Source organism: Streptomyces sp. S.PB5 (assembly GCF_030403745.1).
GTDB lineage: Bacteria > Actinomycetota > Actinomycetes > Streptomycetales > Streptomycetaceae > Streptomyces.
Genome location: NZ_JAQMWP010000018.1, coordinates 192,258 through 218,676, shown reverse-complemented (window position 1 = coordinate 218,676; position 26,419 = coordinate 192,258). Strand labels below are relative to the sequence as shown.

The following is a 26,419-nucleotide window of genomic DNA, read 5'->3' as shown; positions in this document are numbered from 1 at the left end:
GTGAGTACTTACTGGGTGGCGCCACTTCTCCCTCATTTCCTTCTCAGGACGACCCTATTGGGTCCCTGTCCGGAAACCTCTGGGCACCCCACCGGATGCTGCCCCTGCCCTCCCGGACATCGATGTTCCGATCAGCTTCAGGGTCAGACCGAGCCGCGTATGAGCGACGTTGATCCGTCTTCGTCATCTCACGGATCCGGTCGCGCCCGAAGCCCGCTCGGTGTACAGCCCGGCGAACGAGCTGGCCGAGATGGGGCAGGGGCATGGCCGTCTCCTCCGGATCCGCCCCGGTGTCCGGACCGACCCCCCGGCTTGTCCGCGCCCGCATCACGCTTGTTGCAGGACGTCCCCATGGCACCGCTGACGTAGCGCTCGGGTGGGAACGTCCGGCTCCGCTCCGTGCCCTGGACCGGACGGACCGGGAGCCGTTGCGCCGCGGGAAACCGGTCCGTAGCGTCCTTAAGTCCACAGCGCACGTACGTACTTGAGAGATCGCGGGGGCCCCGTCAGGGGGCGATCGCCAAGGGGGAGACCGACGTGGCACGTGCCATTCCGCTGTTCACACTCGAGGGTGTGCCGGACGCGGGGATCAGCACACATCCGTTCATCACGGACGACGGCATCGGCCTGAGCATGCTGCGCTTCCAGCGAGGCAGCTCGGACGACGTCGTACTGATCATCCACGGACTGACCACATCCAGTGACATGTTCATCATGCCCGAGCACCGCAACCTGGTCCGTTGTCTGCTCGACAACGGCTACTCGGACGTGTGGACGCTCGACTACCGCATGAGCAACCGCCATCCCTACAACAGGGGGCGGCACCGCTACACGATGGACGACATCGCGCTCTTCGACTATCCCGCCGCCCTGCGGGAGCTGCGCGCGGCGATCGGTCCGGACCGCCGCATCCATGTGATCGCGCACTGCCTGGGCTCCGTCTCGTTCACCATGAGTCTCTTCGGGGGTGCGGTCGACGGCATCACCAGCGTCATCGCGAACAGTGCCGCACTGACTCCTCGGGTGCCCGACTGGTCCCGGTTCAAGCTGGCCGTCGCACCGAATCTGACCGAGTACGTGCTGGGCTTTCCGTATCTCGATCCCCGTTGGGCCGACGAGCCGCGCTTCACCCCCGCGTGGGCCTTCGCGCAGCTGGTGGACCTCTTCCACCAGGAGTGCGACGAGAGTTCCTGCCACATGCTCAGCATGATGTGGGGCACCGGCTGGCCCGCGCTCTACAGCCACAACAAGCTGCACGAGATCACCCACCGGCGCAGCGGCGACCTCTACGGCGCGACCGGTGTCCACTACTACCGTCATGTGGCCGCCATGGTGCGGGCCGGACGTGCCGTCAAGTACGACCAGGACAACCCGCTGTACGACCGGCTGCCGAACGACTACCTGGCCGGCGCCGCCGAGATCGACACACCCATGCTGCTGACCACGGGGGACAGCAACCGGGTCTTCACCGACTCCAACATCGTCTGCCACCGGAGGCTGGAAGCGGTCGCGCCCGGCCGCCACGAACTGGCGGTGTTCCCGGGCTACGGCCACCAGGACGTCTTCATGGGCGAGCGCGTCGACCGCGACGTCTTCCCCCGGATGCTCGATTTCCTCAAACAACACGGAGCCTGACGTGCCGATGGCGTACGAGCCCAGCAGCCACGAAACGTTCACTCACGACTCCCTGGCGAGCCTCGCCTACGACTGGGAACGCGTCGGAGACCCCGGCGTCCAAGCGAAATGGCCCGGCAAGGTCCTGTTGCCGCGCGGCACGGCCGATGTGGTGCGCGCGGTGCGCGAGGCACGTGAGCTCGGCGAGAAGATCGTGATCCGGGGCAGCGGCCACTCCAGCAACCACCTGGTCACCGCGGACGGCGGCACCCTGCTGCTGACCACCCGGATGAACCGCATCGTCGACATCGACGACGAGAACCTGACCTGCACCCTGCAGCCCGGTGCGCTGCTCGCCGGCGTGGACGAGGCGCTGGCCGAACGGGGCCTGGGCCTGTCGGTGGTCGGGGACCACAACCACATCACCGCGGCCGGCTTCGCCTCGGTGGGCGGCATCAGCCCGGCCTCGCACCGGTTCGGCCTCTTCCTCGACACCGTCAGCGAGCTGGAGTACGTCGACTGGGAGGGCAATGTCCACCAGTGCAGCCGCAACGAGCAGCAGGAACGTTTCCTGCGGGTCCTCGCGGGCACCGGGCGGCACGGGGTCATCACCAGTCTCACGGTGCGGATCATCCGTATCGACAAGTTCCGTACCGTCCTCGCCAACGAGCGGTTCGTCACCACGGACTTCGACGACTTCGTCGAGCGCTCCGCACGGCTGATCCGTGATCCGGGGGACGCGCTGATGGAGCGCGGGGCGTGGGCCGACCTGCCGCTGCCCGTGGGCAGTCTGCGGCTCGGACAGTTCTCCTCGTACCACGAGACGCCGCAGAACCCCCTCAAGTCGCTCTACGACCGCGTCGCCTACGGCTACCAGCAGTTCCTCGGCTACTGGGCGGGCCGGCTGCCCAGTGCGCTCGACGAGATCGTCAAATACGTGGGCATGGGCGCCATCCTGATCCCCCCGGTCTTCGGCACCGCCAAGAACATCGAGCGCTTCACCGACCAGATCCTCGACTCCACGGTCGGCGATCCGACCCGGATGTTCATCGTGCTCGCGCCGGCCGAGCACTACGAGACGCTGCTGCGCGAACTGTCCGCGCTCTGTCTGCGGGAGCGGCGGGCCAGCGGGGCGGTGACCTTCGTGTCCGTCTATGTCAAGGCGGTCCGCTCCGCGTATCTCTCCGGCCCGGACCACGGTGACAAGGACCCGAAGCCCTTCTGCGAGCTGATGCTCTACCTGGGCGTCGAACCGCAGAAGATGACCGGCCCGGTCCTGCGCACGCTGGTGGCCGGTATCGACGCCATCGCCGTGGAGCACCAGGCGTTCCGCTACATGCACTCGATGACGAGCGAGGACCCGGCCGTCCGCCGCAAGGTCGACCCGAACGCGCTCTACGACCCCGAGTACGCCGTGGACACGAAGGAAGCCTAGGAGGCGGGCCGCGATGACGACACCGACGTCACTCACCTTCCGCGAGAAGATGTCCGGGCCCTTCGCGATGGGCGTCACCAGCCCCGAGGACGGCGCACGCCAGGGGCGGCTGACCGACTGGCAGTTCGTCCTGCACGCCGTGGTCACCGTCGACGACACCCGGGCCTTCACCACCGAACCGCGCGCTCCCGGCCGTCTCACCGGCGAGGTGGAGCTGCCCGGGGTCCAGGGCCGGATCCCCTTCACGGACGGGGTGTTCCGGCTCTTCCCGGACCCGCAGGCCCACGCGGCCGGAGGCAGCCTGCTGATGGAGTACGAGCTGACCTTCCACCACCGCGGGACGCCCTATCACCTGACCGGCCGCAAGTCGGCGCCTCCACGCCCCTCCATGGTGGCGCCGGTGTGGGTGTGGCAGGACACGACCACGCTGGCGGTGCGACTGCACCGCGGCAACGGCACGAACGGCGAGGTCGCCGGCGCCGGCGTCCTGCGGCTCGGGGTGGGCGACCTGGCCCGGCTGCTAGCCTCCGTCCGCACCCCCTGGGCCGACGGGGTGCTCGACTCGGGGCAGGCGCTCGGCGCATACGCCCGGCTGTTCACCCAGGGCCTGGCCCGCAACTACCTGCCGTATCTCCCGTGGGCCGGGAAGCCCCTGGCAGACAAGCCCGCGGCCGGGAAACTCACCGCCGCCGAGGGGAGCGCCGTATGAAACTCGCGGTGGTCTTCTCCGGCGGGGGCGCCCCCGCCGCGTACTTCAGCGTGGGCGTGGCCCGCGCGCTGGCCGACACACGCCTGGTCCCCGACGTCCTGTCCGGTGTCTCGGGCGGCGCCCTCACCGCGTACGGACTGGGCACCGGCATGGACGCGGAGGATCTGGCCGGAATGTGGGAGTCGGTCGGCTGCACCGATCTCTTCGCGCCGCGGCTCGACTTCTGGAATCTCCTCGATATGCGCAGCCTGCTGAGCCGGCCGCGCACCGGGCTGATCGAGCATCTCCTGGGCGGCGTACGGTGGATGTGGCTCCTGGACACGGGACGGGCCCGCCGCACCTTCGCCCGCTACTTCGGCGCCGGGCAGCGGCCGGTCGAGGACGGCCGTACGGTCGTCGTCTCCGCCGTGGACCAGGCGGGCGCCGGGGTGGTGCGGTTCACCAACGCGCTGCCGCCCGAACACCGCCGCGGAGCGGAGTTCCGGCTGACGGACATCGGCATCGACCATCTCCTCGCGACCACCGCCGTGCCGCTGCTGTTCGCGTCGGGGGCCGTCGCCGGGGAACAGTTCGTGGACGCGGGGCTGGTGGCCAACACCCCGCTCAAGCCCGCACTCGCCTATGAGCCGGACGCGGTGATCGTCGTCGCGGCCGGTGGCGCGAAGCGGCCCGCTCCGGCGCCCCGTTCGCTGTCCGAGGCCATCGGTCTGCTCGCGGAGAATGTCGCCCACGCGGCGCTGATGGCCGACTACGAGCACGCCGAGACCGTCAACAAGCTGGTCGCCGAGGCCCCCGGGGTCACGTCGAAGAAGCAGGTGGAGCTGCTGCTGATCGAGCCCACCGGGCTGCCGTTCACCGCGTCGGGGTTCTTGAAGTTCGGCCCCGACGAGGCACGCGAGTTCATCGGCCACGGCCGGGAGACCGCGGCCAAGGCCCTCGCGTCCTGGGCCCCGGCGGCCCTCACCCGGACCCGGAAGGGGACCCGGAAGTGAAGGTCTTCGTCACCGGAGGCTCCGGCTTCCTGGGCGGTCACCTCCTCGACGCGCTCACCGCCGAGGGGCACACGGTACGCGCGCTGGCGCGCACCCCGGCCGCCGCGGACACGGTCACCGGTCGCGGCGCGCAGGCGGTGCGCGGGGATCTCCTCGACGCTGCGGCGCTGCGCGCGGGTATGGCGGAGTGCGATGCGGTGGTGCATGCCGCGGCGCTCACCGGGCAGTGGGGTCCGCCGAGCGCCTTCGTCCGGGTCAATGTGCAGGGCACCGCGGCCGTCGTCCGGGCAGCGGAGGAGAGCGGGGTACGTCGGCTCGTGCACATCAGCTCCGAGGCGGTGCTGGCCGACGGCGGCCCCCTGCGGCAGGCCGACGAGTCCCGTCCCCGGCCTGCACGGCCGGTCGGCGAGTACCCGAGAACCAAGGGGATCGCCGAGGACCTGGTACTGGCCGCCGCCTCCCCCACGCTGACCGCCCTCGCGGTCCGGCCGCGCCTGGTGTGGGGGCCCGGTGACACCACCGTGCTGCCGGCGGTCGTCGAGGCCGCCCGGCGCGGCCGTTTCGCCTGGGTCGACGGCGGTCACTACCTCACCTCGACCTGTCACGCGGCCAACGCCTGCGCAGGCATCCTGGCCGCCCTGCGGCAGGGCGAGGGTGGCCGGGCGTACTTCCTCACCGACGGCGAACCCGTGGAGTTCCGGGCCTTTCTGACCGCGCTGGCCGCGACCGCCGGCACCGTACTGCCGGATCGTTCCGTGCCCCGCTGGGCGCTGGCCGCCACGGCACGCACCGCGGAGACCGCCTGGCGGGTGCTCCGGCTGCGCGGCGAGCCGCCGGTGACCCGCACCTTCGTCGTCCTGTCCGCGCAGGAGATGACCGTCGACGACAGCGCGGCGCGCCGCGAACTCGGCTACCGGCCCGTCCTCACCGTGGACGAGGGCCTCAAGCAGCTCGCCACGGGCGGGCAGTAGGGGAAGAGAGTGCCATGACGGGGACCATCACACCCGAGCATGTCGATGCCGTGGTCGTCGGATCGGGCTTCGGCGGTGCCGTGTCCGCCTTCCGGCTCGCCGAGGCCGGGCGGCGGGTGATCGTACTGGAGCGCGGCCGTCCGTATCCGCCCGGGAGTTTCCCGCGCACCCCCCGCCAGATGGGCCGTGCCTTCTGGGATCCGAGCGCGGGGCTGCACGGCATGTTCGACGTGTGGTCGTTCCGCGGTTTCGACTCCGTGGTCTCCAGCGGGCTGGGCGGCGGTTCGCTCATCTACGCCAATGTGCTGCTCCGCAAGGACGAGAAGTGGTTCGTCCACGAGGACCCGCTGCCCGGCGGCGGCTACGAGACCTGGCCGGTGACGCGCGCGGACCTCGATCCGCACTACGACGTGGTGGAGAAGATGCTGGGCGCCACCCCGTATCCGCTGCACGCGCCCGCGTACGCCGACACCGCCAAGACCCAGGCCCTGCGCAAGGCCGCCGAAAAGCTCGGACTGGACTGGCAGTTGCCGCCCCTCGGCGTCAGCTTCGCGTCCCGGCCCGGCGCCCGCCCCGCCATCGGAGTGCCGCTCGCGGACCCGGGTTACGCCAATCTGCACGGGGCGGCACGGCACACCTGCCGGCTGTGCGGCGAGTGCGACATCGGCTGCAACGACGGCGCGAAGAACACCCTGGACCACACCTATCTCTCCGCCGCCGCGGCCGCGGCCCCGCACCCGGCCGACATCCGCACCAGCTGCGAGGTGCGCGGCCTCGCCGCCCGCGAGCAGGGGGGCTACGAGGTGACCTACGTCGAACACCGCCCGTCCGCCGAAGACGGCACCCGCACCGACACCGCGAAACTGCCCCTGCGCACGGTCACCTGCGACCGGCTGATCCTCGCCGCGGGCACCTACGGCACGACCTACCTCCTGCTGAAGAACCGCGACCGGCTGCCGGGCCTGAGCCGGGCGCTGGGCACCCGCATGTCCGGCAACGGCGACCTGCTGACCTTCCTGCTGCCCGAGCACAAGGGCACGGGCCCCGCCCTCGACGCGAGCCGGGGCCCGGTCATCACCAGCGCGATCCGGGTGGGCGACCTCGCGGACGGCAACGGCGCGCCGGGGCGCGGCTACTACGTCCAGGACGGCGGCTACCCCGGTTTCACCGACTGGCTCGTCCAGTCGACCGACCTGACCGGAACCCTCTTCCGCACCGCCGAATTCCTGGCCCGGCTGCTGCTGAACGTCCTGCGGGGCTCACCGGACAACCGCCTCGGCGCCGAACTCTCCCGCCTGCTCGGCAACGGCGCACTGGCCGCAGGCACGCTGCCACTGCTGGGCATGGGACGCGACGTGCCGGACGGCGTCGGAACGCTGCGCGACGGGCTCCTGGACGTGGCCTGGACGACGGAGACGAGCACCGCCTATTTCGGCCGGGTACGGGAGACGATGCGGGACCTGGCAGAGCAGCTGGACACCCGTCTCCTGGACAATCCGCTGTGGTTCCTCCGCCGTATCGTCACCGTGCATCCCCTCGGTGGCGCCCCGATCAGCCACCACCCGGCCGACGGTGTGTGCGACGCCTTCGGCCAGGTGCACGGCCTGCCCGGCCTGTACGTCGCCGACGGCGCGGCGATGCCGGGCCCGGTCGGCGCCAACCCCTCCCTCACGATCGCCGCACTGGCCGACCGGATGAGCACCGCCCTGCTGGAGGAACGGGTGGCCGCCCGGGCCCGAGGCTGAACCGTTCCCCCGCGGCCTTCGGAGCGGGCTTCGGACGACGGCCCTGCGACAGCACAGTCGCGGGATCGGAGCGCGTCATCAGGAGGGGCGCGGTGCCGACCGTGTGCGACATCGTCGTCGTGCACGGATCACCGGGATGACCGGAAGTGTGACCCGGCAGCGCTACGACGAACTGGTCAGGCTGGGGCGGGACTGGGTCGAGACGATGAGCGGTGTCCAGTGGCAGTTCGGGAACGCCGGCCTGGAGATCGAGCCGATGCGCTCCTGCGGGGGCGCGAACTGCGCTCCGTGGGCGACGACCGCGGCGGCCCGGGGCTCCGCCGCCGCCTGCCAGAAACCGCCCGGTTGGCCGTCCAGTCCCTCGGTTTCCGCCCCTCCCTGCGCATCGACGGCACCGTGGACTCCACCGTCCCGGCCGACGTGGCCGAACACGTCCTCGCCGTGACCGCCGAAGCCCTCAGCAACGTCGCCCGACACGCCCGCGCCCGCCGGGCGGACGTGGTCCTCACCGTCCCGGTGACCGGCGACGGGGCAGGGACGTGCGGCGCCGAGGCCACAGGCGGGATCCAAACGCCACGGGCGGGACCGCGGACTCAGTGAAGTCGGTACGCCTGCGGGCGACAAGGGTCGAACGGCCCTGGTGACGCATGTTCGGCATGTCTTCCATGGAGACTGTCCTGTCGGCCGGCGACCCCGCAGGCACCCCAGAGCACACAAGGGAACCCCCGCCACTCCGTCGCGCCGCACGGTCAAACTGACCACCGACGAAACCACCGCGCCAAGGTCGGCCAGGAGGCCACGCAGATCGTCGTCGGGGCGTCGGGACGGCAGACGTTCGGCAAGGGCGAGGAACTGCGTGCGACGGCCCGTCCGGATGGCGTCCATCTCTTCTCGGCGAAGACGGAACTTAGCCTTCCGGTCGACGAGGCGTCCGTCTGATCGTGCCGCCCGCGCCACGTCTCGCGGGCGTCGGCGCCTTATCACCCCGCCCCCGGGGCCGAACGACCCACCCGTCAGGACCGGGCGGCCTGTAGTGCCCCACCCATGCCGCGCCCACGCTGGGACCAGCAGCCCCCACGGCCTCCGGAGGGGAACGACGATGACAGTCAGCCCCGCGACCGCCGTCCTGTGCAGGCGCGGGCTCAACGCCCTGGCCAAGGCCTTTGCCGCCCAGGGCCGCACGGTCGTCGGCCCGACGGTACGGGACGTCGCCGTGGTCCCGGCCGAACTCGACTCCACCGGCCAACTGCCTTCCGGGGCGAGCACCCGGGCCGAGGCGGGCCGCTACCGCCTGATCCCCCGCACGGACGGTGCGGCCTTCGCACACACCACGGGCCCACCGTCCAGGAAGACGTTCCTGCACGCGCGGCGGGAAAGGCTGTGGAGCACCGGCTCCGCCCCCGGCGGGCACCTCAGCATCACTCAAGAACGTTCGGAGCAGCCGCCGTACACCTTGCTCGGTGTACACCCCTGCGATCTGCGGGCCGTCGCGATCCAGGGCAGCGTCCCGGCCCGCGAGCGCCACCAGGACCGCGGCTGTCAGAAGCGCCAGGCAGGGGCCTTCCTGACAGCCGCCCACTGCACCGAGCCCAAAGCCACCTGTTTCTGCGTGTCCATGGGCAGCGGTCCGGCGGCCGACGAGGGCTTCTACCTGGCGCTGTCGGAGGCCGGGGACGAGGTCCTCGCCGGCGTCCCGCACCGTCCGGCCGACCCCGAGACCGAGACCCCGGCCCGCAGCGCCGTGGGCGGCGCCCGGGACCGTATGGGCCGGGCCATGCCGCCCGTCGGTTTCCGCAGGCTGATGGGCGAGAACCGGGAGCCCGACTACTGCACCACGGCCTGCCCCACCTGTTTGTGCGCGCCACCGCCGAGGAGGTCACCGACCTCACGGGCGCTCACACCGAACGGTGGCAGCGCTGGGGCTCCTGCTTCGGTCTTCGCCACCGCGGCCCTGCACGACGAACTCAGCGCCCGGCTGGGTCGCAGCGAGCCCATGACGGAACAAGCGCGAGGAGAGAAGGAACGATGACGTCGATCACCCTCATGGACACGATCCTCCCGGCCGAGCACCGGGAGCAGCTGATGGGCCTCGCCCGCGAGGTCTCCTTCGACGTGGGCACCCGCTTGTTCGAGGAGGGCCGGCGAGCCGACCGGTTCTGGATCGTGCGGACAGGCGTCGTCGCCCTCGATCTGCATGTGCCCGGTCGCCGCTCGCCCGTCATCGAGTCGCTGGGGCACGGCGAACTGGTCGGCTGGTCCTGGCATTTCGCGCCCTACGTCTGGCAGTTCGGCGCCGAGGTCACCCATCCTGTGCGGGCCTGGGAATTCGACGCGGAGACCGTGCGGGAGATGTGCGCGTCCGACCCCGAGTTCGGCCGAGCGGTCGCGGTCTGGGTCGGCCGGGTGGTCGCCCACCGGCTGCACGCGGCGCGTGTGAGGCTGCTCGATCTGTACGCCCCGCACGGCAGCGGCGACCAGCCGTGACTCCCCGCCCCCTGCCGTACCGGGTGCCCCGAGGTCGCGGCGAGACGGCCGACACGGTCCCTCTCACGCTGACGTCCGCGGATCCGACGACCGCCGCACCTCACCGACCACGTGGCCGCGACCCAGGTGAAACACCCCTCCGCCCTGCACGCACAGCTCGACGGGCGTCGGCATCTCACCGGCCCCTTCACCCGGTTCACGATCACCGGCCGTCGTCTGTCACCTCTGCCGCTCGGACCAGGATCGGACGGTAGAGGTGGCGTACGCGGTTGACGAGGAGTTGACGCACCTGTGCGAGCGAGCCATCCGTGACCACGACCCGTACATCTCCTGCTCCACCCACTTCCTCGACCTCACGGCCGACCCGACCGCACCTGACCTTCCGAGGAGGAGACCATGCACGGCAGCCCGCACATCGTGAGCGATGTCATGACCCACACCGTCGTCACCGTGGGCCGCGACGCCACGTTCAAGGACATCGTCAAGCTCATCCAGCAGTGGAAGGTCAGCGCCCTGCCCGTGCTGGAGGGTGAGGGCCGGGTGATCGGTGTCGTCTCGGAGGCCGATCTGCTGCCCAAGGAGGAATTCCGCGACAGTGACCCCGACCGGCGCACCCAGATGCGCCGCCTGCCCGACCTCGCCAAGGCCGGAGCGCTGACCGCGGAGGAACTGATGAGCGCCCCGGCGGTCACCGTGCACGACGATGCCACCCTGGCCGAGGCGGCACGCATCATGGCCCTGCGCAAGGTCAAACGGCTGCCCGTCGTCAACGACATGGGCATGCTCGAAGGCGTCGTCAGCCGCGCGGACCTGCTGAAGGTGTTCCTCCGGGACGACGAGGAACTCACCGAAGAGGTACGCCTTGAGGTCGTCGACCACCTGTTCCCCGACTCCGCCGACCATGTGCGGGTCGAGGTCGACAAGGGTGTCGTCACCCTCACCGGATGGGTCGACGGCACCCTGCCGGTATCGGTGGTGGAACGCCTGGCCCGCGCCGTCGAGGGCGTCGTCGACGTCCGCTGCCGTCTGGCCACCGCACCGGCACGGAGCGAACCGCGGTGAGATACGTCAACGGGTACCACAACCCGGCGCCGGCCCGTCGGCTCCTCGACGAGTTGCGCCGCACCGCGACGTCCCCCTGGCACCGCCCGGCCGACCGCTGGGCGTGCGACTCCGCCGCAGCTGCAGCCCGCTGGGTCCACCGACGATCGACAGCCCGTCGGGGAGACACAGGGACAAAGCCATGCCAGCGGCCAGTCGGGGCCCTGATCAAGTTTCCGGGTGAGCATCGCACACGATGTGTGCGTGGCAGGAAGAACCGATCGGCCACGCACACAGGCTGCGGCTCGGTGCGAACCCGCGCTCAGGCGTGCCGCACCGGGATGGTCTTGGTGCCCGTCCTCGTCTCCGGCACCGACACCGGCACCGGCAGCCCGATGGAGCGGGCAAAGGTGCCGTAGGGAAGTGCCGCTGCCCCGGTCGGCCGCTGGCTCCAGCAGCATCGCGACGAGCTGCTCGTCGAACAGATGTGCAGGCCGCACCGACCGGGCCCTCTCGACAGGCTCCACGGTCTCCAACTCCACGGCGCTACCCGCCCACACGCCCGCTGACCAGCTTTTCAGGCACCCTCTTGCGCGCGGCGGCGGGGCCGGAAAGCCATGGCTTCCCGGCCCCGCCGTCTTTCTGCCCCCTACCGCGTCATCCGGTCACTGGATCGTCCATGCCTGGTTCGACTGGTTCAGTGCCATCCACTGGGCGATGGCGGCACCGTTGGCCGTCGAGCCGGCGCTCACCTCCAGGACCTGCTCGGTCTCGAAGGATTGGTCCCTGTGACTGCAGCTCGAGGACCAGCTCGGTCTGGCTGAGGTTGCTCCAGTTGGAGATCTGCGAACTGAGCACCCGCAGCAGCTTGTTGGGCTTGTCGCTTCCCTGGAGCCGGAAGTCCGAGCCCAGGTCGGGGTACCGGGCTCGGGTGGCGCGCACTCCGTTGACGTACAGCTGACGGAAGTTGAGGCTGCCCACCGACGCCTTGTACTCGCCGTTTGCGGCGGCGGTCCATCCGGTGATCGTCCCGGCCGCTGCTGATCACGGGGGTCTCGCCGTCGTAGGCCTGGTAGACGACGGTGTGGCCGTTCGTGCCGGAGTCGCTCGTGCCCAGGGTGATCGGGCTGGTGAGGTTGTAGGTGCCGCCGCGCAGGTTCACGACGATGTCGTCAGACATGTTGCTGTTCGCGGCGCGGACGGCGGCCGTGCTGGTCCCGGAGTTGCTGTCGTTGCCGCCCGTACGGTCGTAGACGTTCGTCGTGGCCGCTTGCGCCGGACAGGGCCGGCAGTACGGTCGCGAAGACGACGACTCCGGCCGCGAGTGCCTTGGCCAGTCCGGCGAGGCATGGGGGTCTCGCGTGCGGGTTCCTCTCTGAGCCACGTTGCCCATGAGTTGCGTTTATCGGGGCCACAGAGGACGCCGGTCAAGAGAATGAGCAGGTGCATTTTGGCGAGTTCATGACCACAGCCAGTAAAAGGCCAGTTCAAGGCCTTCTTGGCCTTTTCGGAGCACTCCCAGAGACACAACTCATCTGCACTTCCCATCAAAAATGAGTAGTCCTTATCTTGGACCTGACCATGGGTTGAGCCGAACGTGCCGGGGCGCGATCCTGGTGGCACCGCCCATGACGCGTGGTGCCGACGGGGCCGTCGTCAGGGCAGAAACGAGAGTGGGTCGTCCCATGGACAACCGGTCCATCGGCTCCGGTGCGGCACGGGGTACCGGAGTACCAGAGGACTTCGCCGTCGTCGTCGATGCCGGTCTGCGAGTCATGGCGTGGAGTTCCGGTGCCCAGGCCCTTTTGGGACACACGCCCGACGACGTCGTGGGCCGTCCGGCCGCCGACCTGCTCGCCGCAGACCTCCCCCGCCCGGCCCGTCGGCGGATGGCCGCCAGCCAGCCCTGGACGAGCGAGGTGGCGCTGCGCCACCGTGACGGCGACCGGATCCTCGTACGGCTGTGCGGCGCGCCGCTGTCGACCGGGGGAACGGGTTCGCTCTGGCTCGTCACGGGTGCCACGGTGACCCACGCCTCCGGCCCACGCGCCGCGGACGCGGCCGAACTGTGGGACCGGACGCTCGCGCAGCTTCCGCTGCCCGTCGCGGTCTACGACCACCGCGCCCGGTTCGCGGCCTGCAACGAAGTGATGAGCCAGGCCATGGGCCTGTCCAGCCAGGAGATGGAAGGCCTCACCCTCACCGAGATCCAGCCGAGCCACAAGGAGATGGACCGCCTCCAGCGCGAGGTCCTGCGCACCGGGGAGGCGCTCCACAGCGAACAACGGCCAGGCCGGGGCCTGGGCGAGGTCGACGAGCACGCCTGGTCCGTGTATCTCACCCCGCTGAAAGACCTGGACGGCTCGGTCCAGGGCCTGTCGGCGATGGTGATCGACACCACCGAGCAGTACTGGGCCCGGCAGCGCCTGGAGGTGCTCAACGAGGCCAGTGCGCGGATCGGGAGCACCCTCGACGTGGGTCGGACCGCGCAGGAGCTCGCCGAGGTGGCGGTCGCGGGATTCGCCGACTTCGTCGTCGTCGATCTGCTGGAGTCCGTCGTCCGCGGGGACGAACCGGAACCGGTGTCGCCCAGCGAGCAGGTCGTGCTGTGCCGTGCCGCCCACGCCTCGGTGCTTCCCGGGTGTCCCGAGTCCTCGATCGCGGTGGGCGAGACGGCCACCCGTCCCCCGCGCTCCCCGGCGGCCTGGGCGCTGCGCACCGGCCGGGGCACCCGGCACCGCATCGGCGACCCGGTGCTGCGCGAGTGGCTGGCCGAGTCGCCGGCGCGCGCCGAGGCGGTACGACGGTACGGGATGCACTCGGTACTGCTCGTACCGCTGCGCGCCCGCGGAGTCACCCTGGGCCTGGTGTCCGTGGTGCGGCACCGCACACCGCAACCCTTTGGTGACGACGACCTGCTGCTGGCCGAGGAGATCGCCGCCAGGGCGGCCGTGAGCATCGACAACGCCCGGCGCTACACCCAGGAACGCCGGACCGCGCTCGCCCTTCAGCGCAGCCTGCTGCCCGAGCGGTTGCCCTCCCCGACGGCCGTGGAACTGGCCTACCGGTATCTGCCGGCGGGTTCCGCGAGCGGGGTCGGCGGCGACTGGTTCGACGTCATCCCCCTGTCCGGAGGAAGGGTCGCCCTCGTGGTGGGTGATGTGGTCGGCCACGGCATCCACGCCTCCGCGACGATGGGTCGCCTGCGCACCGCGGTCCGTACGCTCGCCGACGTCGACCTCGCCCCCGACGAACTGCTCACCCATCTCGACGACCTGGTCGTCCGGCTCGACCGGGAGGAGGGACCCGACGCCCGGGGATCGACGAGCGGCGCATCGGGCGAGGTGGGCGCCACATGCCTGTACGCCGTCTACGACCCGGTCTCCCGCACCTGCCGTCTGGCCCGCGCCGGTCATCCGCCGCCTGCCCTGGTGGCTCCCGACGGGACCGTGCGGTTCCTCGACCTGCCCGCCGGCCCGCCGCTCGGCGTCGGGGGGCTGCCGTTCGAAGCCGTTGAGGTCGACCTGGACGAGGGCAGCGTGCTCGCCCTGTACACGGACGGTCTGATCGAGGCTGCCGACCGGGACATCGACAGGGGGCTCGGCCTGCTGCGGGACGCGCTGAGCCATCCACCGTCCGACCTGGAGGACACCTGCGACCAGGTGGTCCGCAAGGTGATACCCGCCGCTCCCGCCGACGACATCGTGCTGCTCCTGGCCCGGACATCCGCGCTGGAGCCCGACCGGGTGCACACCTGGCGGCTGCCCACGGATCCCGCCCTCGTCGCCGGGGCCCGCCGGATGGCGAGCGACCAGCTGAGCGTCTGGGGCCTGGGCGAGCTGGCCTTCGCCACCGAGCTCATCGTCAGCGAACTGGTCACCAACGCCATCCGCTACGGCAGCCCGCCCATCGAACTGCGCCTGCTGCGCGGCGACACACTCGTCTGCGAGGTCTCCGACGGCAGCAGCACCGCCCCGCACCTGCGGCGGGCCCGCTCCTTCGACGAGGGCGGACGCGGGCTCCTGCTCGTCGCCCAGCTCGCGGAGCGCTGGGGCAGCCGGCAGACACCCACCGGAAAGACCATCTGGGCGGAGTTGCCACTGCCGATGTGAGCGTCCCCGTTTCGTCGGTATTGCGGGCTGGAGATCGGACCTGGCGGGAGAGCAACCACCCTCGCCGGCTGATCTCCTTGCGATCTGGGGACTCGCGCACCTGCCGAACACCGGCCGTGTGTCCGTTCCCAACCGCCCTCAGGACAGATGACGTCCGGACACCGTCCCAGGTGACGTCTTCCCGGCGTCTGCTGGGTCAGGGGGTGGGAACTTGTCCGGCGATCACATCGGACCGACCTTGTGTTGCACCTCTGACTGCTTCTTCCGCCCACGTGACAGCGGCGGGAGCGGCGCCCTGGGGGCCCAGGACGGCGCCGTTCGCGTTGAGGCCGTCGATGAGGAGTTCGATGCGCGAGGCGAGGTCCTTGGGGTCGCGAGCGCTGGCCTGGGCGGCCAGGGTGCGCAGGAGTTCGGCGCGGTCGGTGTAGTGGGCGACGATCACCTGGTGGGCGGGGTGGTCCGGATCGGGGAACTCGGCGTAGGCGTTGCGGAGGGGACACCCCCGGAAGCCGTCGGCGACGGCGCGGGCGACGACCTCGCGCACCAGGGCCACGAGGAGGCCTCCCGGGTCCGAGTCCGCTGAGGCTTCGGCGGCCCGCAGGACGCTCGCCCAGTCGGCACGACAGCGTTCCAGGAACGCGACCACGAGATCGTCCTTGCTGCCGAACTCGCGGTACAGCAGATTCTTGCCGCAACCGCACGCGTCGATGATCTGCTGCAGGCCCACGGCATGTACGCCGTGCTCGGCGAACAACTGCGAAGCGACGTCGAGGATGCGGTCGCGCGCGCCCGCATCAGGTTTCCTGGCCATTTCTCCATGCTATCGGACCGATCGGTCCGATTCCATTGACAGCCATCCTGCCTCCATGCAAGATGTGGACCAATCGGTCCCGGACTGATCGGTCCACTTGGAAGCGGGAGCAGTGTGACACCGGTCGAGAAACTCAGCGGTCAGGAACGGGGCATGCTCTTCGTGCTCTGCGGGGCGCTCTTCCTCGACGCCCTGGACGTCTCGATGAAAGGCGTCGCGCTGCCGGCCATCGGCAGCGACCTGGGTATTGCGGCCGAGTCTTTGCAGTGGGTGGTGAGCGGCTACGTCCTGGGCTTCGCCGGCTTCCTTCTGCTCGGCGGCCGGGCGGCCGATCTGTTCGGGCGGCGGCGCATGTTTCTGTGGTCGCTCGGGGTCTTCCTGATCGCTTCGGCCTTCGGCGGGCTCACCGAAAGCAGCGAACTCCTGGTCGCCGCCCGGTTCGTGACCGGTGTCAGCGCGGCGTTCACAGCCCCCGCGGGTCTGTCGATCATCACTACGGCCTTTGCGGAGGGGCCCGCGCGGAACAGGGCTCTGTCGGTCTATTCGGCCACCGGGGCATCCGGCTTCTCCTTCGGCCTGGTGGCAGGCGGGCTGCTCACCGACGTCTCGTGGCGCCTGGTGTTCTTCGTCCCGGTGGCCGTTGCCGCCGCGACCTTGGCGGCAGCGATCCGTCTGGTGCCGAAGGACGGGGACCACCAGCGCTGGCGCGGCTTCGACCTGGCGGGGGCGCTGAGCAGCACGGCCGCGATGCTCCTTCTCGTCTGGACGTTGACTGAAGCGCAGGATGCGAGTGCGACCAGGACGGTGTCCTGTCTGGCTGCCGTGGCCGCACTTCTCGTCCTGTTCGTCAGGGTGGAGAGCCGGTCTGCGTCTCCCCTTGTCCGCTCCGGACTTCTGAGAGCGGGTCCGCTGGCGCGGGCGAACGTCGCCGCGATGGCCCTGCTCGGCGGATGGGTCGGGTGTCTGTTCATCCTGACCCTGTACATGCAGGAGGTACGCGGCTGGTCGGCGCTGGCGACCGGACTGGCCGTGTGCCCCTCGGGGATCGTGGTCGCGCTGCTCGCCCCGAGGATCGGTGCGCCGCTGGTGAGCCGGTTCGGAGCACCCAAGGTCATCCTTGCGGGACTTGGCGCGGCAGCCCTCGCCTACGCGCTGCTCCTCCCGATCGCCTCCGATACCGGCTACGTGTCCGGGATGCTCCCGGCGTTCCTGTTGGTCGGCCTCGCGTTCTCACTCGCCTACGGGCCGTTGAACATCATCGCGACCAGCGGTGTATCGCCCGACGAACACGGCGTCGCCGGAGGCCTGGTCAACACGGCCTTCCAACTCGGCCCGGCCCTGGTGCTGGCCGCCGTCACGGCGGTGATCGAGACGGACGACCTGCGCAGCGCTCTGCTCGTCCCTCTGGCCGTCTCATTGCTCGGCATGGGCACGGCCTTGGTATCCGTTCGCAAATCCTGAGGAGTCAGAAATGGACCTTCAACTGTCCGGAAAGACCGCAGTCGTCACGGGCGGCAGCAAGGGCATCGGCCTCGACGTCGTCCGGCTGCTGCTCGCCGAGGGCGTGCGGGTGGTCGCGGCCTCGCGCCACAACACGCCCGAGCTCAAGGAGACCGGCGCCGTGCACGTGGCTGCCGACCTCGCCACCGTCGAAGGCGTGGAGACGCTGGTGTCTCACGCCTTGGCCGAACTCGGCGGAATCGACATCCTGATCAACAACGTGGGCATTGGCGACACCGAGGAAGTCGTCAAGGGCGCCGTCCACGATCTGCTCACCCTTCCCGAGGAAGCCTGGCGGCACACCTTCGACCTCCACTTCTACAGCGCGCTGCGCGTGACGCGGGCGATGCTGCCGAGTCTTCTCGACCGCCGCGGTGTCGTGGTCAACGTGTCATCGTCGGGAGCCCGCATCGTCACTGCCGGCCCCGCCCACTACAACGTGGCCAAGGCGGCACTGAACGCGCTGACGAAGGTGGTCTCGGAGCAGTTCGCCCCCCGAGGCGTCCGAGCGTTGACCGTCTCACCCGGCCCCGTGCTGACTGGAGTGTGGACCGATCCGGATGGGGTCGTCGCCAGGATCGGCCGCGAGAACGGTGTCGGCCACGAGGAGTTCTCCGCCCAGCTCATGGGCACACTCGGGGCGGCCACCGAGCGCATCAGCACGCCTGACGAGGTCGCCCGCCTGATCGTCTTCGCCGCCTCGCCCAACAACATCTCCGGAAGCGAGATCTTCGTCGACGGCGGAATCATCAAGAACGTCTGAGTCGAGGCCACCGGAAGAGCTGCACTGCGCGGGCCCGATGCTGAGGATCAAGCTTATGGCGTGATCGTTCGTTGAGCCGTGCGTGACGGATCTGGTTGAGCGGCTGGTGCGGGGAGTTCTGCGGGCGATGAAAGGTGGTGCGGCCACCGGCCGTCTCCGGCGGACCGGGCAAGACCGGCGGCAAGCACCACGTGATCGTCGACGCCCACGGCATCCCGTTGGCCGTCACGCTGTCTGGCGGCAACCGCAACGACGTGACCCACCTGATCCCACTGACCGGGCTGCCCCGCCGATCCGAGGCAAACGCGGCCAACCACTGCGCCGCCCCGTAGCACCTCTACGCCGATCGCGGCTACGACCACGAGAGCTACCGCGATCAGGTCCGACGGTTCGAAAACACACACCGCACATCGCCCGACGCGACACCGAACACGGCTCCAGACTCGGCGTCCACCGCTGAGTCGTGGAAGGCGCCATCGCACTACTGCACTGGTTCCGCCGGCTGCGCATCCGCTGGAAGGTCCGCAACGACATCCAGCGTGCCTTCATCACACTCGGTTGTGCCGTCATCTGCTGGCGACGGCTGAGGACCGCGCTCTGATTCCAGAGCACCGTAAGGTGGCATCCCATGTCGCGAACTCGCGCCGAGCACAAGGAGGCGGAATGCTTGCCAGCTCATCGGTGCTGGCGGCCGGAAGGCGTCATTCTGTCGGACGGCGCTGGGATGGAACCGTTCTCGCCGTGGGCGATAACGCGGCCGGTGAATGCCGTGTCGAGCGATGGGAAGACGTCGTCGCGGTGGCAGCCGGCAACGTCCATACCGCGACGAACACCGGCAGGTCTCATACGGTGGGACTCCGGTCGGACGGCACCGTGCTGGCAACGGGGTGGAATGGTGACGGGCAATGTGGTGTCGCCGGATGGCGAGGCGTCACGGCCGTGGCCGCAGGCTGGCGCCGCACCCTCGGGCTACTCGCGAATGGCCGCGTGCTAGCAGCTGGCCGGAGTTCAGAGGGGCAGTGCGACGTGCAGTCCTGGCGCGAGATGGTCGTCCTCTCGTGTGGTGACTGGCACTCGGTCGGCGTCAGGTCGGACGGTTCTGCACTGGCCGCGGGGAACAACCGGCGCGGGCAGTGTGCCGTTGAAGGCTGGCGTGACCTGGCCGCCATTTCGGCCGGGTATCTCCATACCGTCGGCCTCAGAACGGACGGGCGGGCAGTAGCGACCGGCGACCGGGCAACCGGGGCGTGCGAGGTCGATGAGTGGGAAGACGTGGTGGCGCTGAGCGCGGGCAGTTACCACACCGTCGGGGTCACTGCGTCCGGGCGGGTCCTCGCAGCGGGAGACAACAGCTACGGACAGTGCGAAGTCGGCGATTGGCGCGACATTGTCGCCGTGGCGGCCGGTTCGACGCACACCCTTGGCCTGCATGCCAACGGCACAGTCGTCACCGCTGGGGCCAATGCCGACAGACACTGTGAAGTCGATACCTGGTCCGGAATCCAGCGTCCATAAGCCTCCCGGCCGCGCGCCAATACGAACTGACATGCCGTCACTCCCGAGCCGCTCACCCTCCTCAGAAGGGGTGTGACCGAGTGCGCTCGAACGGGGCCCGATACGCCTGACCCATCAGGGGAGATTCGAGAACAAGCACCGCCTGCTTGGGGTAGCCAGCTACCCCGTCGGGGCCTGGTGCCTCGAATGCGGTCGGCAAAACGAGGTGGGTGCCGCCCTACCGACGGCGTTCCGGTGCTTGGTGGAGCGCGCGGCAGGTTGCTGTGCCGGTGACGGTCTCCTGCTGGCTGGTCAAGAGAAGGACATCGCACGAGTCCACCGGCTCGTGGAATCTGGCGAACCGTGCGGGATGGATGCTGTAACCAGGCGCTGGTTCGCCAGGCGCTCGTTCCGGGGCAGCCGTGGGAGGGCATTGTCAGTGGTGGCAGGCAGGATGACGGTCATGACGACATCAGCTGCAGTGATCGAGGATGCCGCCGCCTACGCGCAGGCGGTCGAGGACGCCGTGAAGGCCGCGGCCGCCTACTACGCCGGCGGTGCCTCGCCGATGGACGACGACGCCTACGACCGGCTGGTGCGCGGCATCGCGGCATGGGAGGCCGCGCATCCCGAGCAGGTGCTGCCCAACTCCCCCACCGGTAAGGTCGCCGGCGGCGCCCTGGTGGGGGAAGTCCCGCACACGGTGGCGATGTTGAGCCTGGACAACGTGTTCTCGCCAGAGGAGTTCACCGCCTGGACCGCCTCGCTGGCCCGGCGCATCGGCCATGACGTCACCTGCTTCAGCGTCGAGCCGAAGCTCGACGGGCTGGCGATCGCCGCCCGCTACACCCACGGCCGCCTCAGACAGCTGATCACCCGCGGGGACGGAACGGCCGGGGAGGACGTCAGCCACGCGATCGGCACCATCGACGGCCTGCCGGACCAACTTGCCGAGCCGGTCACCGTGGAGGTGCGCGGCGAAGTCCTGATGACCACAGCTCAGTTCGAGCACGCCAACGAGGTCCGCACCCGGCACGGCGGGCTGCCGTTCGCCAACCCGCGGGGCGCCGCGGCCGGCACTCTGCGCGCCAAGGAACGCGCCTACACGGTGCCGATGACGTTCTTCGGCTACGGCCTGCTGCCTCTGCCCGATACCGAACCAGAGCTCGCCGCTCTGCTGGGCCACACTGCGCACAGCAGCCTCATGGCCCGGGCCGGCGAGCTCGGAGTGAACACCACCTCCTCGACGGCGGTGCCCGGCATCACCGCCAGCACCGTGGGAGAGGTCCTGACGCGGGTGCAGGGGATTGCTGCGCTGCGTGCCGAGTTGCCGTTCGGGATCGACGGGGTCGTCATCAAGGCCGATCTCGCCGCCGACCAGCAGGCCGCGGGATCCGGGTCGCGCGCTCCGCGCTGGGCGATCGCCTACAAGCTCCCGGCGGTCGAGAAGATCACCCGGCTGCTGGAGGTGGAGTGGAACGTGGGCCGCACCGGCATCATCGCCCCGCGCGCGGTGCTGGAGCCGGTGGTCATCGACGGCGCCACCGTCACCTACGCCACCCTGCACAACCCCGCCGACATCACCCGCCGCGACCTGCGCCTGGGCGACCACGTCATGGTCTACCGGGCCGGTGACGTCATCCCCCGCGTCGAAGCCCCCGTCGCCCACCTGCGCACCGGCGACGAGCAGCCCATCGCCTTCCCCGACGTGTGCCCGCGCTGCGGGGCCGGCATCGACACCAGCGAGCAGCGCTGGCGCTGCGCGAACGGCCGTAACTGCCACCTGGTCGCCTCCCTCTCCTACGCCGTCGGCCGCGACCAGCTCGACATCGAAGGCCTCGGCCACACCCGCATCGTCCAGCTCGTCGACGCCGGCCTGGTCGCCGACCTCGCCGACCTGTTCACCCTCACCCGCGACCAGCTCCTCGGCCTGGAGCGGATGGGCGCCACCAGCACCGACAACCTCCTCGCCGCACTCAACGCGGCCAGGAACCAGCCGCTGTCACGGGTACTGTGCGCGCTCGGGGTACGCGGCACCGGCCGGTCCATGTCCCGCCGTATCGCCCGCTACTTCGCCACCATGGACCACATCCGGGCCGCCGACGCCGAAACAATGCAGCAGGTCGAGGGCATCGGCACCGAGAAGGCCCCGTCCATCGTCGCCGAACTGATCGAACTCGCCCCGCTCATCGACAAACTCGCCGCGGCCGGGGTCAACATGACCGAACCTGGCACCGCCCCGCCCACCCCTGCTGGCACCGATTCCGCGGACACCGGTGAGGCTCAGACGGCGGACCTGCCACTCGCGGAGATGGCCGTCGTGGTCACCGGCTCCATGACCGGCCCGCTGGAGAAGCTCTCCCGCAACCAGATGAACGAGCTCATTGAACGCGCCGGCGGCCGCTCCTCCTCCAGTGTCTCCAAGAAGACCACCCTGGTCGTCGCCGGAGACGGCGCCGGCTCCAAACGAGCCAAGGCCGAAGACCTCGGTATCCGCCTGGCCACCCCGGACGAATTCGCCGCACTCATCGCTGACTTCCTCGACTGACAGTGACGTCACGAAGGTCAAGCGACGCGAGGTGTTCAGGTGCTCGGACCGGTCCTACTTCGTTCGGGTCAACGGGCGCCTCTCTGAGTTCGAGTACTTCTTCCAGCTTGCCGAACTGGTGGCCGACACGAGGTCCCCTGATCTCCCTGACACGATCAGCTAGCAGCGGCAGCGACTTCTTGTGACCCCGACGAAGTCGTGATCATTGGAGGCTGCGCATCCAGATCACGGCTCCTCGCAGATGGAGGCCGGCGAGGTAGCTCTGGGGTGTCTTGTCGTAGCGGGTCGCGGTGCCGCGCCATGCTTTCAGCTTGTTGATCAGGCGCTCGACAGTGTTGTGATCACGACCGCGTCGGGCCGGGTGCGTGGGATGGCGGAGCCACAGTGGTGACCGAGTTCATGCTCCGGTTCGCCGGCCCATGAGGCGAGCATCTGAAGAGCCTCATGCGCGTACGTGCCCTCCTCCGCGGTGAGCACCATCAGGCGCTGGCCGCTGCCGTCCGGGCTGGACCACATGTCGCAGTCCTGCACGGACAGCTCACCGACCAGTGCCGCAAGGTCGGGGTCGTTGGGGTCGGTTGCGGCCTCCATCCGTCGGGCCGCAACCGCGGTGCGGGCCACATCCTCCCCATCGGCATGCAGGGCGGGGCGAAATGGAGGTGCACCAGGCTGGAGTTGGCCGTACGGTGAACGTCGTTCAGGTGCGCAGGCTGCGGTTACTTCTCTTGCAAAGAATCCGTACCGCCGCCGACCTTGACCTCTGAACACCACAGGAAGCCGCCCGCAACGGCGAGTCACCCGTCTATCGGGAAGACGTGGCCCAGGCCGGTGTCACGCAGGATCCGCTGGACCATCTCGTCCAGGGTGCTCGCCGCGTCGATGACGCCCGCGGGCTGTCGCGGTGGTGCAGGGCGCATTGGCGGGAAGATCTCGATCTCCTCGCAGAGTCAACTTCCGAGCTGGTGTGCAGGAAGCACAGGATCCCGCTCACCGCCCGCCCGGTCCGACACTCGCAACGAGGGGTCGCACGCAGGACCGCGACCTTTTCCCGGGACCACCGCTTACGATCCGGCAACAGGGCGAGCCGGGCTGCCGTGGTCGGGTGCGTGGCCGGGGCCGACCGGCCCTCGGCCAGGTAGGCCCCCCGATCCAGTGGACCCTGCTCGTACTCCTCAGGGTGCAGGATCGCGCAGCAGGGCCGCGTCGGTATTTCTCCTGGACGATTTGAAAGCCAAGGCCAGCCCGGCCGAGGAACTCTGCCCTCGGACCTGCTTCCGCGCCGGCAGGGACAACAACAGCTGGATGGTCGACGCCAGTTCCTCCGACACGATCCACGGCTGCGAATGGCGTTGCCCCACACCCACAGCTACGAACCCGAAGGGCCTGAACGTGGAGATCGCCGACCTCGTCGAACGCACGCTTCGCGATGCGGACGGCACCCTGTCGGCCGCCGAATCCGCGGCCGCCACTGGTATCTCCCGTGTCAGCGCCCGCCGTTACCCGGAGCGCTTCCACACCACCGGCACGGCGGATGTCTCCCTGCGTTACGGCGCCGCCCGCCGGCCCGAGCGGCGCTATGGCTGGCGGGACTGAGAGACAGGTGCTGCAGAGCGCACGTTCACGCGGTCGCGGACTTCGTCGGCGACGCCTGTCTCGACTGTCGTACGAGGTGAATCGTGGTGATCTCAGCCGAGGAGGCTCGCGGTGCGTGTGATGAACGCATCGAAGGCCCGGTCCGGCAGCATCCTGCGCACGAGGAGGAGCGGCCGGGCACCGAAGCCGGCGGTGTACCGGGTGCGGGGGCGGCGGGCCGTGGCGGCTCGGGTCACGGCGCGGGCCACGACGTCGGGGGACGAGGTCCTGGGTGCGTCCGGCCGGGACGCGTTCTCCAGTGACACGGCCATGGCCTCGGCCTGGTCGCTGTACGGCCCCTCGCCCGAAGTGGCACGGACCTTGCGGGCCGCGATGCCGCCCCATTCGGTGCGGATCACACCGGGCTCGATGACGACGACATCGATCCCGAAGCGTCGCAGCTCCAGGCGTAGGGCGTCGCTGAGTCCCTCGACGGCGAATTTGCTGGCGTGGTACCAGGCCCCCAGGGGCGTGGCGATCCGGCCGCCCATGGAACTGATGTTGACGATGGTGCCGCTGTGCTGGGCCCGCATGGCCGGCAGCACGGCCCGGGTGAGGTGGGCGAGGCCGAGGAGGTTGACCTCGATCTGGGAGCGGGCCTCGGACATCGGGACGTCTTCGAGCGCGCCGTAGGAGCCGTATCCGGCGTTGTTGACCAGGACGTCGATCCGGCCGTGCGCCGTGAGGATGTCCGCGACGGCTTTCTCGGCCGCGGATTCGTCGGTGACGTCGAGGGCGACGGGGTGCATGCCTGCGGCGGCCAGTGACGTCATCCGGTCGACGCGGCGGGCGGCGGCGTAGACGACGAAGCCGGCGTCGTGGAGGCGGCGGGCGGTGCTCTCGCCGATGCCCGAGGAGGCACCGGTGACCAGGGCGATCTTGTTGTTCATGGGGAGCCCTTTCTCGGCGGACGGCGGGGATGTCAGGAACCGGCGCGACGGAAACCCGCGCGGGTCGCGGCGTAGGCGAGGGCGAACAGCCGTGTCCACGTGGGGCGGATGGCGTACCGGGCGAAGCGCGTCGACAGGTCGAGCCAGCCCCGCTTGCTCGTCATGATCAAGTGGCCCGGCGAGGTGAAGCCGCTGACCACGATCGACTTCTCGGCGTTCTCGTAGCCCAGGAGGTTGCCGAAGTTGCCGCGGCCGGAGACGAACGCGCGGCCCTCCTCGTTCCCGCCCCAGATGAGGTAGGGGTTCGTCCACACCACCGGCGGCATCGTGTTGACGCCGATGGCGCCGTAGCGGAGGTCCGAGACCGCGCGGTTCACGGTGGCCGCGTGGGCCTTCTTGGTGTCCTCGTCGATGAGGATCGTCGCGGCCAGGGTGCCGAGGAGCTTGTCGTTGGCGAACTCCGTCGCGGCGGGAAGGAACGTCCCGGCGTCGGGCGGGACGTCGAGCGCGACCTCGCTCATGACCTGGCAGAACGCCTCGTTGTCCAGGGCGAAGCCTTCGGTGCCGACGTCTTCGATCACCATGACCTGCGAAGCGGGGCGGCCGTCTGCGGGCTGCACGATCCGCCCGCTCGGGTAGGCGTCGCGGAAGGCCGCGAAGGTCTTGTCGACCCCGGGGTAGCTGGTGCTGGAGCCGGGTGTGAGGTCCCGCAGGGCGACGGTGATCGCGTCCAGGAGCTGCCGCCGCTGCGGCCAGTGCCGGCTCGTCACCAGGGTCTGCGTGCGGCCGCAGATCGAGCCGCCGCTGATCGTGACGATGGTGGCGATCTGGAGTGCCTGGTGGCGGATCTCCCGTTCGGTCCACGGGCGGTCGCCGGGAACGACGATGCACGGGTTGTTGCCGCCGCACTCGGAGACCAGTTCGGTGTCGGTGGCTTCCATGATCGCCTTGGCGGAGCCGGTGCCGCCGGTGAAGTAGATCTTGGAGAGGCGGGGGTCCTGGGTCAGCTCGCGCCCTTCGTCGGCGGGGCAGAAGGCGACGGCGTGGACGTCGACGAGGGGTTGCAGGACCTTCTCCCACACCCGGTCGGCGTCCTCGTTGAGGGGGTGGGGCTTGTGGACGGCCACGTAGCCGTCGACGAAGAGGGCCCGGATCATCTCGAAAGACGACGCGACGTTCCCCGCCCCGAGCACGGCCACGATGCCGCCGGGCTTGGCGTAGGGGTCCACCCGGCGAGGCTCGCCGACGACGCGCAGTACGTCGGACCGGTCGCTGTTGAGCAGGCGGTCCTTCCCGCGCGGGGAGACCCGGACGTCGAAGCGGCCGTCCCCGGCAGGGGTGACCGCGAGCGGCTGGAGCGGGCGGCCACGGACCAGGCCCTCGTACAGGTCGATGGCAGCCGCGACGTTCACGGGTACCGGCACCAGGACGCGCTGCACGCCCGTGCCGACCTGGTGGGCGTCGGCCGGGTTCGCGGGGTCGATGCCCTTCGCACGGCAGTCCGCCGCCACCAGCTCGTCGAAGTACCGGTCGATGTTCGCCTGGACCAGGCGAAGCAGCCTGAGCCGCTCCGCCGCCGGCGTGGCCCGCCAGCGGGCGGGGTCGACCCAGTCGACAGCCTCCGTGGCCTTCATGGCGTGTCCCTTCCCTCGGTCGTCGACGGCATGACCGACCCGTC

18 protein-coding genes and 6 pseudogenes are annotated in these 26,419 nt (G+C 70.0%); 18 read left to right on the top strand and 6 right to left on the bottom strand.

Going from position 1 to position 26,419, the window contains the following annotated elements; all coding sequences use genetic code 11:
* The first annotated feature begins 537 nt into the window (after positions 1–537).
* The 12 genes and pseudogenes from PH203_RS38040 to PH203_RS37985 all read left to right on the top strand — a co-directional run bounded on the left by PH203_RS38040 (position 538) and on the right by PH203_RS37985 (position 15,103).
* Positions 538–1,635 (top strand): alpha/beta fold hydrolase, encoded by a 1,098-nt coding sequence (locus PH203_RS38040; RefSeq protein WP_289926211.1) that lies wholly within the window; start codon positions 538–540, stop codon positions 1,633–1,635.
* Between the two features lie 7 nt (positions 1,636–1,642).
* The gene (locus PH203_RS38035; protein ID WP_289926224.1) at positions 1,643–3,049 is read left to right on the top strand and encodes an FAD-binding oxidoreductase; all 1,407 of its coding nucleotides are present in this window, start codon (positions 1,643–1,645) and stop codon (positions 3,047–3,049) included.
* Positions 3,050–3,062: 13 nt separating this feature from the next.
* Positions 3,063–3,758 carry a hypothetical protein gene (locus PH203_RS38030; RefSeq protein ID WP_289926209.1) on the top strand — a complete coding sequence of 232 codons (696 nt, stop codon included), beginning with the start codon at positions 3,063–3,065 and terminating at the stop codon, positions 3,756–3,758.
* Positions 3,755–4,750, top strand: a complete 996-nt coding sequence (locus tag PH203_RS38025) for a patatin-like phospholipase family protein (RefSeq protein WP_289926207.1) — start codon at positions 3,755–3,757, stop codon at positions 4,748–4,750. Before PH203_RS38030 ends, PH203_RS38025 begins: the two co-directional genes overlap by 4 nt.
* A complete protein-coding gene (locus PH203_RS38020) occupies positions 4,747–5,721 on the top strand; it encodes an NAD-dependent epimerase/dehydratase family protein (protein WP_289926204.1) in 975 nt (324 codons plus the stop codon). Before PH203_RS38025 ends, PH203_RS38020 begins: the two co-directional genes overlap by 4 nt.
* A gap of 14 nt (positions 5,722–5,735) precedes the next feature.
* Positions 5,736–7,466, top strand: a complete 1,731-nt coding sequence (locus PH203_RS38015) for a GMC family oxidoreductase (RefSeq protein WP_289926202.1) — start codon at positions 5,736–5,738, stop codon at positions 7,464–7,466.
* A 279-nt stretch (positions 7,467–7,745) separates the two neighbouring features.
* Positions 7,746–7,967, top strand: a pseudogene (locus PH203_RS38010) (histidine kinase); the annotation flags it as partial.
* A 598-nt stretch (positions 7,968–8,565) separates the two neighbouring features.
* Complete coding sequence (locus PH203_RS38005) at positions 8,566–9,495, top strand: hypothetical protein (RefSeq protein ID WP_289926201.1); 930 nt, start codon at positions 8,566–8,568, stop codon at positions 9,493–9,495.
* Positions 9,492–9,950 (top strand): cyclic nucleotide-binding domain-containing protein, encoded by a 459-nt coding sequence (locus PH203_RS38000; protein WP_289926200.1) that lies wholly within the window; start codon positions 9,492–9,494, stop codon positions 9,948–9,950. The genes PH203_RS38005 and PH203_RS38000 overlap by 4 nt, the downstream gene beginning before the upstream one ends.
* A 120-nt stretch (positions 9,951–10,070) precedes the next feature.
* A pseudogene (locus PH203_RS37995) lies at positions 10,071–10,371 on the top strand (hypothetical protein); the annotation flags it as partial.
* Positions 10,347–11,012, top strand: a complete 666-nt coding sequence (locus PH203_RS37990; RefSeq protein ID WP_289926199.1) for a CBS domain-containing protein — start codon at positions 10,347–10,349, stop codon at positions 11,010–11,012. The pseudogene PH203_RS37995 and the gene PH203_RS37990, both read left to right, overlap by 25 nt.
* A gap of 1,664 nt (positions 11,013–12,676) precedes the next feature.
* Positions 12,677–15,103, top strand: coding sequence for a SpoIIE family protein phosphatase (locus tag PH203_RS37985; RefSeq protein WP_289926198.1), 2,427 nt, complete (start codon positions 12,677–12,679; stop codon positions 15,101–15,103).
* Positions 15,104–15,299: 196 nt separating this feature from the next.
* Here the strand turns inward: PH203_RS37985 and PH203_RS37980 are convergent, their stop codons facing one another.
* Positions 15,300–15,914 carry a TetR/AcrR family transcriptional regulator gene (locus PH203_RS37980; RefSeq protein WP_289926196.1) on the bottom strand — a complete coding sequence of 205 codons (615 nt, stop codon included), beginning with the start codon at positions 15,912–15,914 and terminating at the stop codon, positions 15,300–15,302.
* Positions 15,915–16,067: 153 nt separating this feature from the next.
* Here PH203_RS37980 and PH203_RS37975 point away from each other — a divergent pair, with 153 nt between their 5' ends.
* The 5 genes and pseudogenes from PH203_RS37975 to ligA all read left to right on the top strand — a co-directional run bounded on the left by PH203_RS37975 (position 16,068) and on the right by ligA (position 22,219).
* On the top strand, positions 16,068–17,375 hold the full coding sequence (locus PH203_RS37975) for an MFS transporter (protein ID WP_289926195.1): 1,308 nt from the start codon (positions 16,068–16,070) through the stop codon (positions 17,373–17,375).
* Between the two features lie 10 nt (positions 17,376–17,385).
* Positions 17,386–18,177, top strand: a complete 792-nt coding sequence (locus tag PH203_RS37970) for an SDR family oxidoreductase (protein ID WP_289926194.1) — start codon at positions 17,386–17,388, stop codon at positions 18,175–18,177.
* Positions 18,178–18,327: 150 nt separating this feature from the next.
* Positions 18,328–18,778, top strand: a pseudogene (locus PH203_RS37965) (transposase); the annotation flags it as partial.
* 62 nt (positions 18,779–18,840) lie between these two features.
* Positions 18,841–19,692, top strand: coding sequence for a chromosome condensation regulator (locus PH203_RS37960; RefSeq protein ID WP_289926192.1), 852 nt, complete (start codon positions 18,841–18,843; stop codon positions 19,690–19,692).
* A 433-nt stretch (positions 19,693–20,125) separates the two neighbouring features.
* On the top strand, positions 20,126–22,219 hold the full coding sequence (gene ligA / locus PH203_RS37955) for an NAD-dependent DNA ligase LigA (RefSeq protein WP_289926190.1): 2,094 nt from the start codon (positions 20,126–20,128) through the stop codon (positions 22,217–22,219).
* Between the two features lie 202 nt (positions 22,220–22,421).
* On the opposite strand, the pseudogene PH203_RS37950 reads toward ligA, so the two are convergent.
* The 3 genes and pseudogenes from PH203_RS37950 to PH203_RS37940 all read right to left on the bottom strand — a co-directional run.
* Positions 22,422–22,565 (bottom strand): annotated as a pseudogene (locus tag PH203_RS37950) (IS5/IS1182 family transposase); the annotation flags it as partial.
* Positions 22,538–22,861: pseudogene (locus PH203_RS37945) on the bottom strand (hypothetical protein); the annotation flags it as partial. The pseudogenes PH203_RS37950 and PH203_RS37945, both read right to left, overlap by 28 nt.
* 152 nt (positions 22,862–23,013) lie before the next feature.
* Positions 23,014–23,136, bottom strand: a complete 123-nt coding sequence (locus tag PH203_RS37940) for a hypothetical protein (protein ID WP_289926188.1) — start codon at positions 23,134–23,136, stop codon at positions 23,014–23,016.
* A 457-nt stretch (positions 23,137–23,593) separates the two neighbouring features.
* Between PH203_RS37940 and PH203_RS37935 the strand changes: the two are divergent.
* Positions 23,594–23,812 (top strand): annotated as a pseudogene (locus PH203_RS37935) (two-component system response regulator); the annotation flags it as partial.
* 92 nt (positions 23,813–23,904) lie between these two features.
* On the opposite strand, the gene PH203_RS37930 reads toward PH203_RS37935, so the two are convergent.
* Entirely contained in the window at positions 23,905–24,741 is an 837-nt protein-coding gene (locus PH203_RS37930) for an oxidoreductase (RefSeq protein ID WP_289926187.1), read from the bottom strand.
* A 32-nt stretch (positions 24,742–24,773) separates the two neighbouring features.
* Positions 24,774–26,375 (bottom strand): aldehyde dehydrogenase family protein, encoded by a 1,602-nt coding sequence (locus tag PH203_RS37925; RefSeq protein WP_289926186.1) that lies wholly within the window; start codon positions 26,373–26,375, stop codon positions 24,774–24,776.
* Positions 26,376–26,419: the final 44 nt, after the last annotated feature.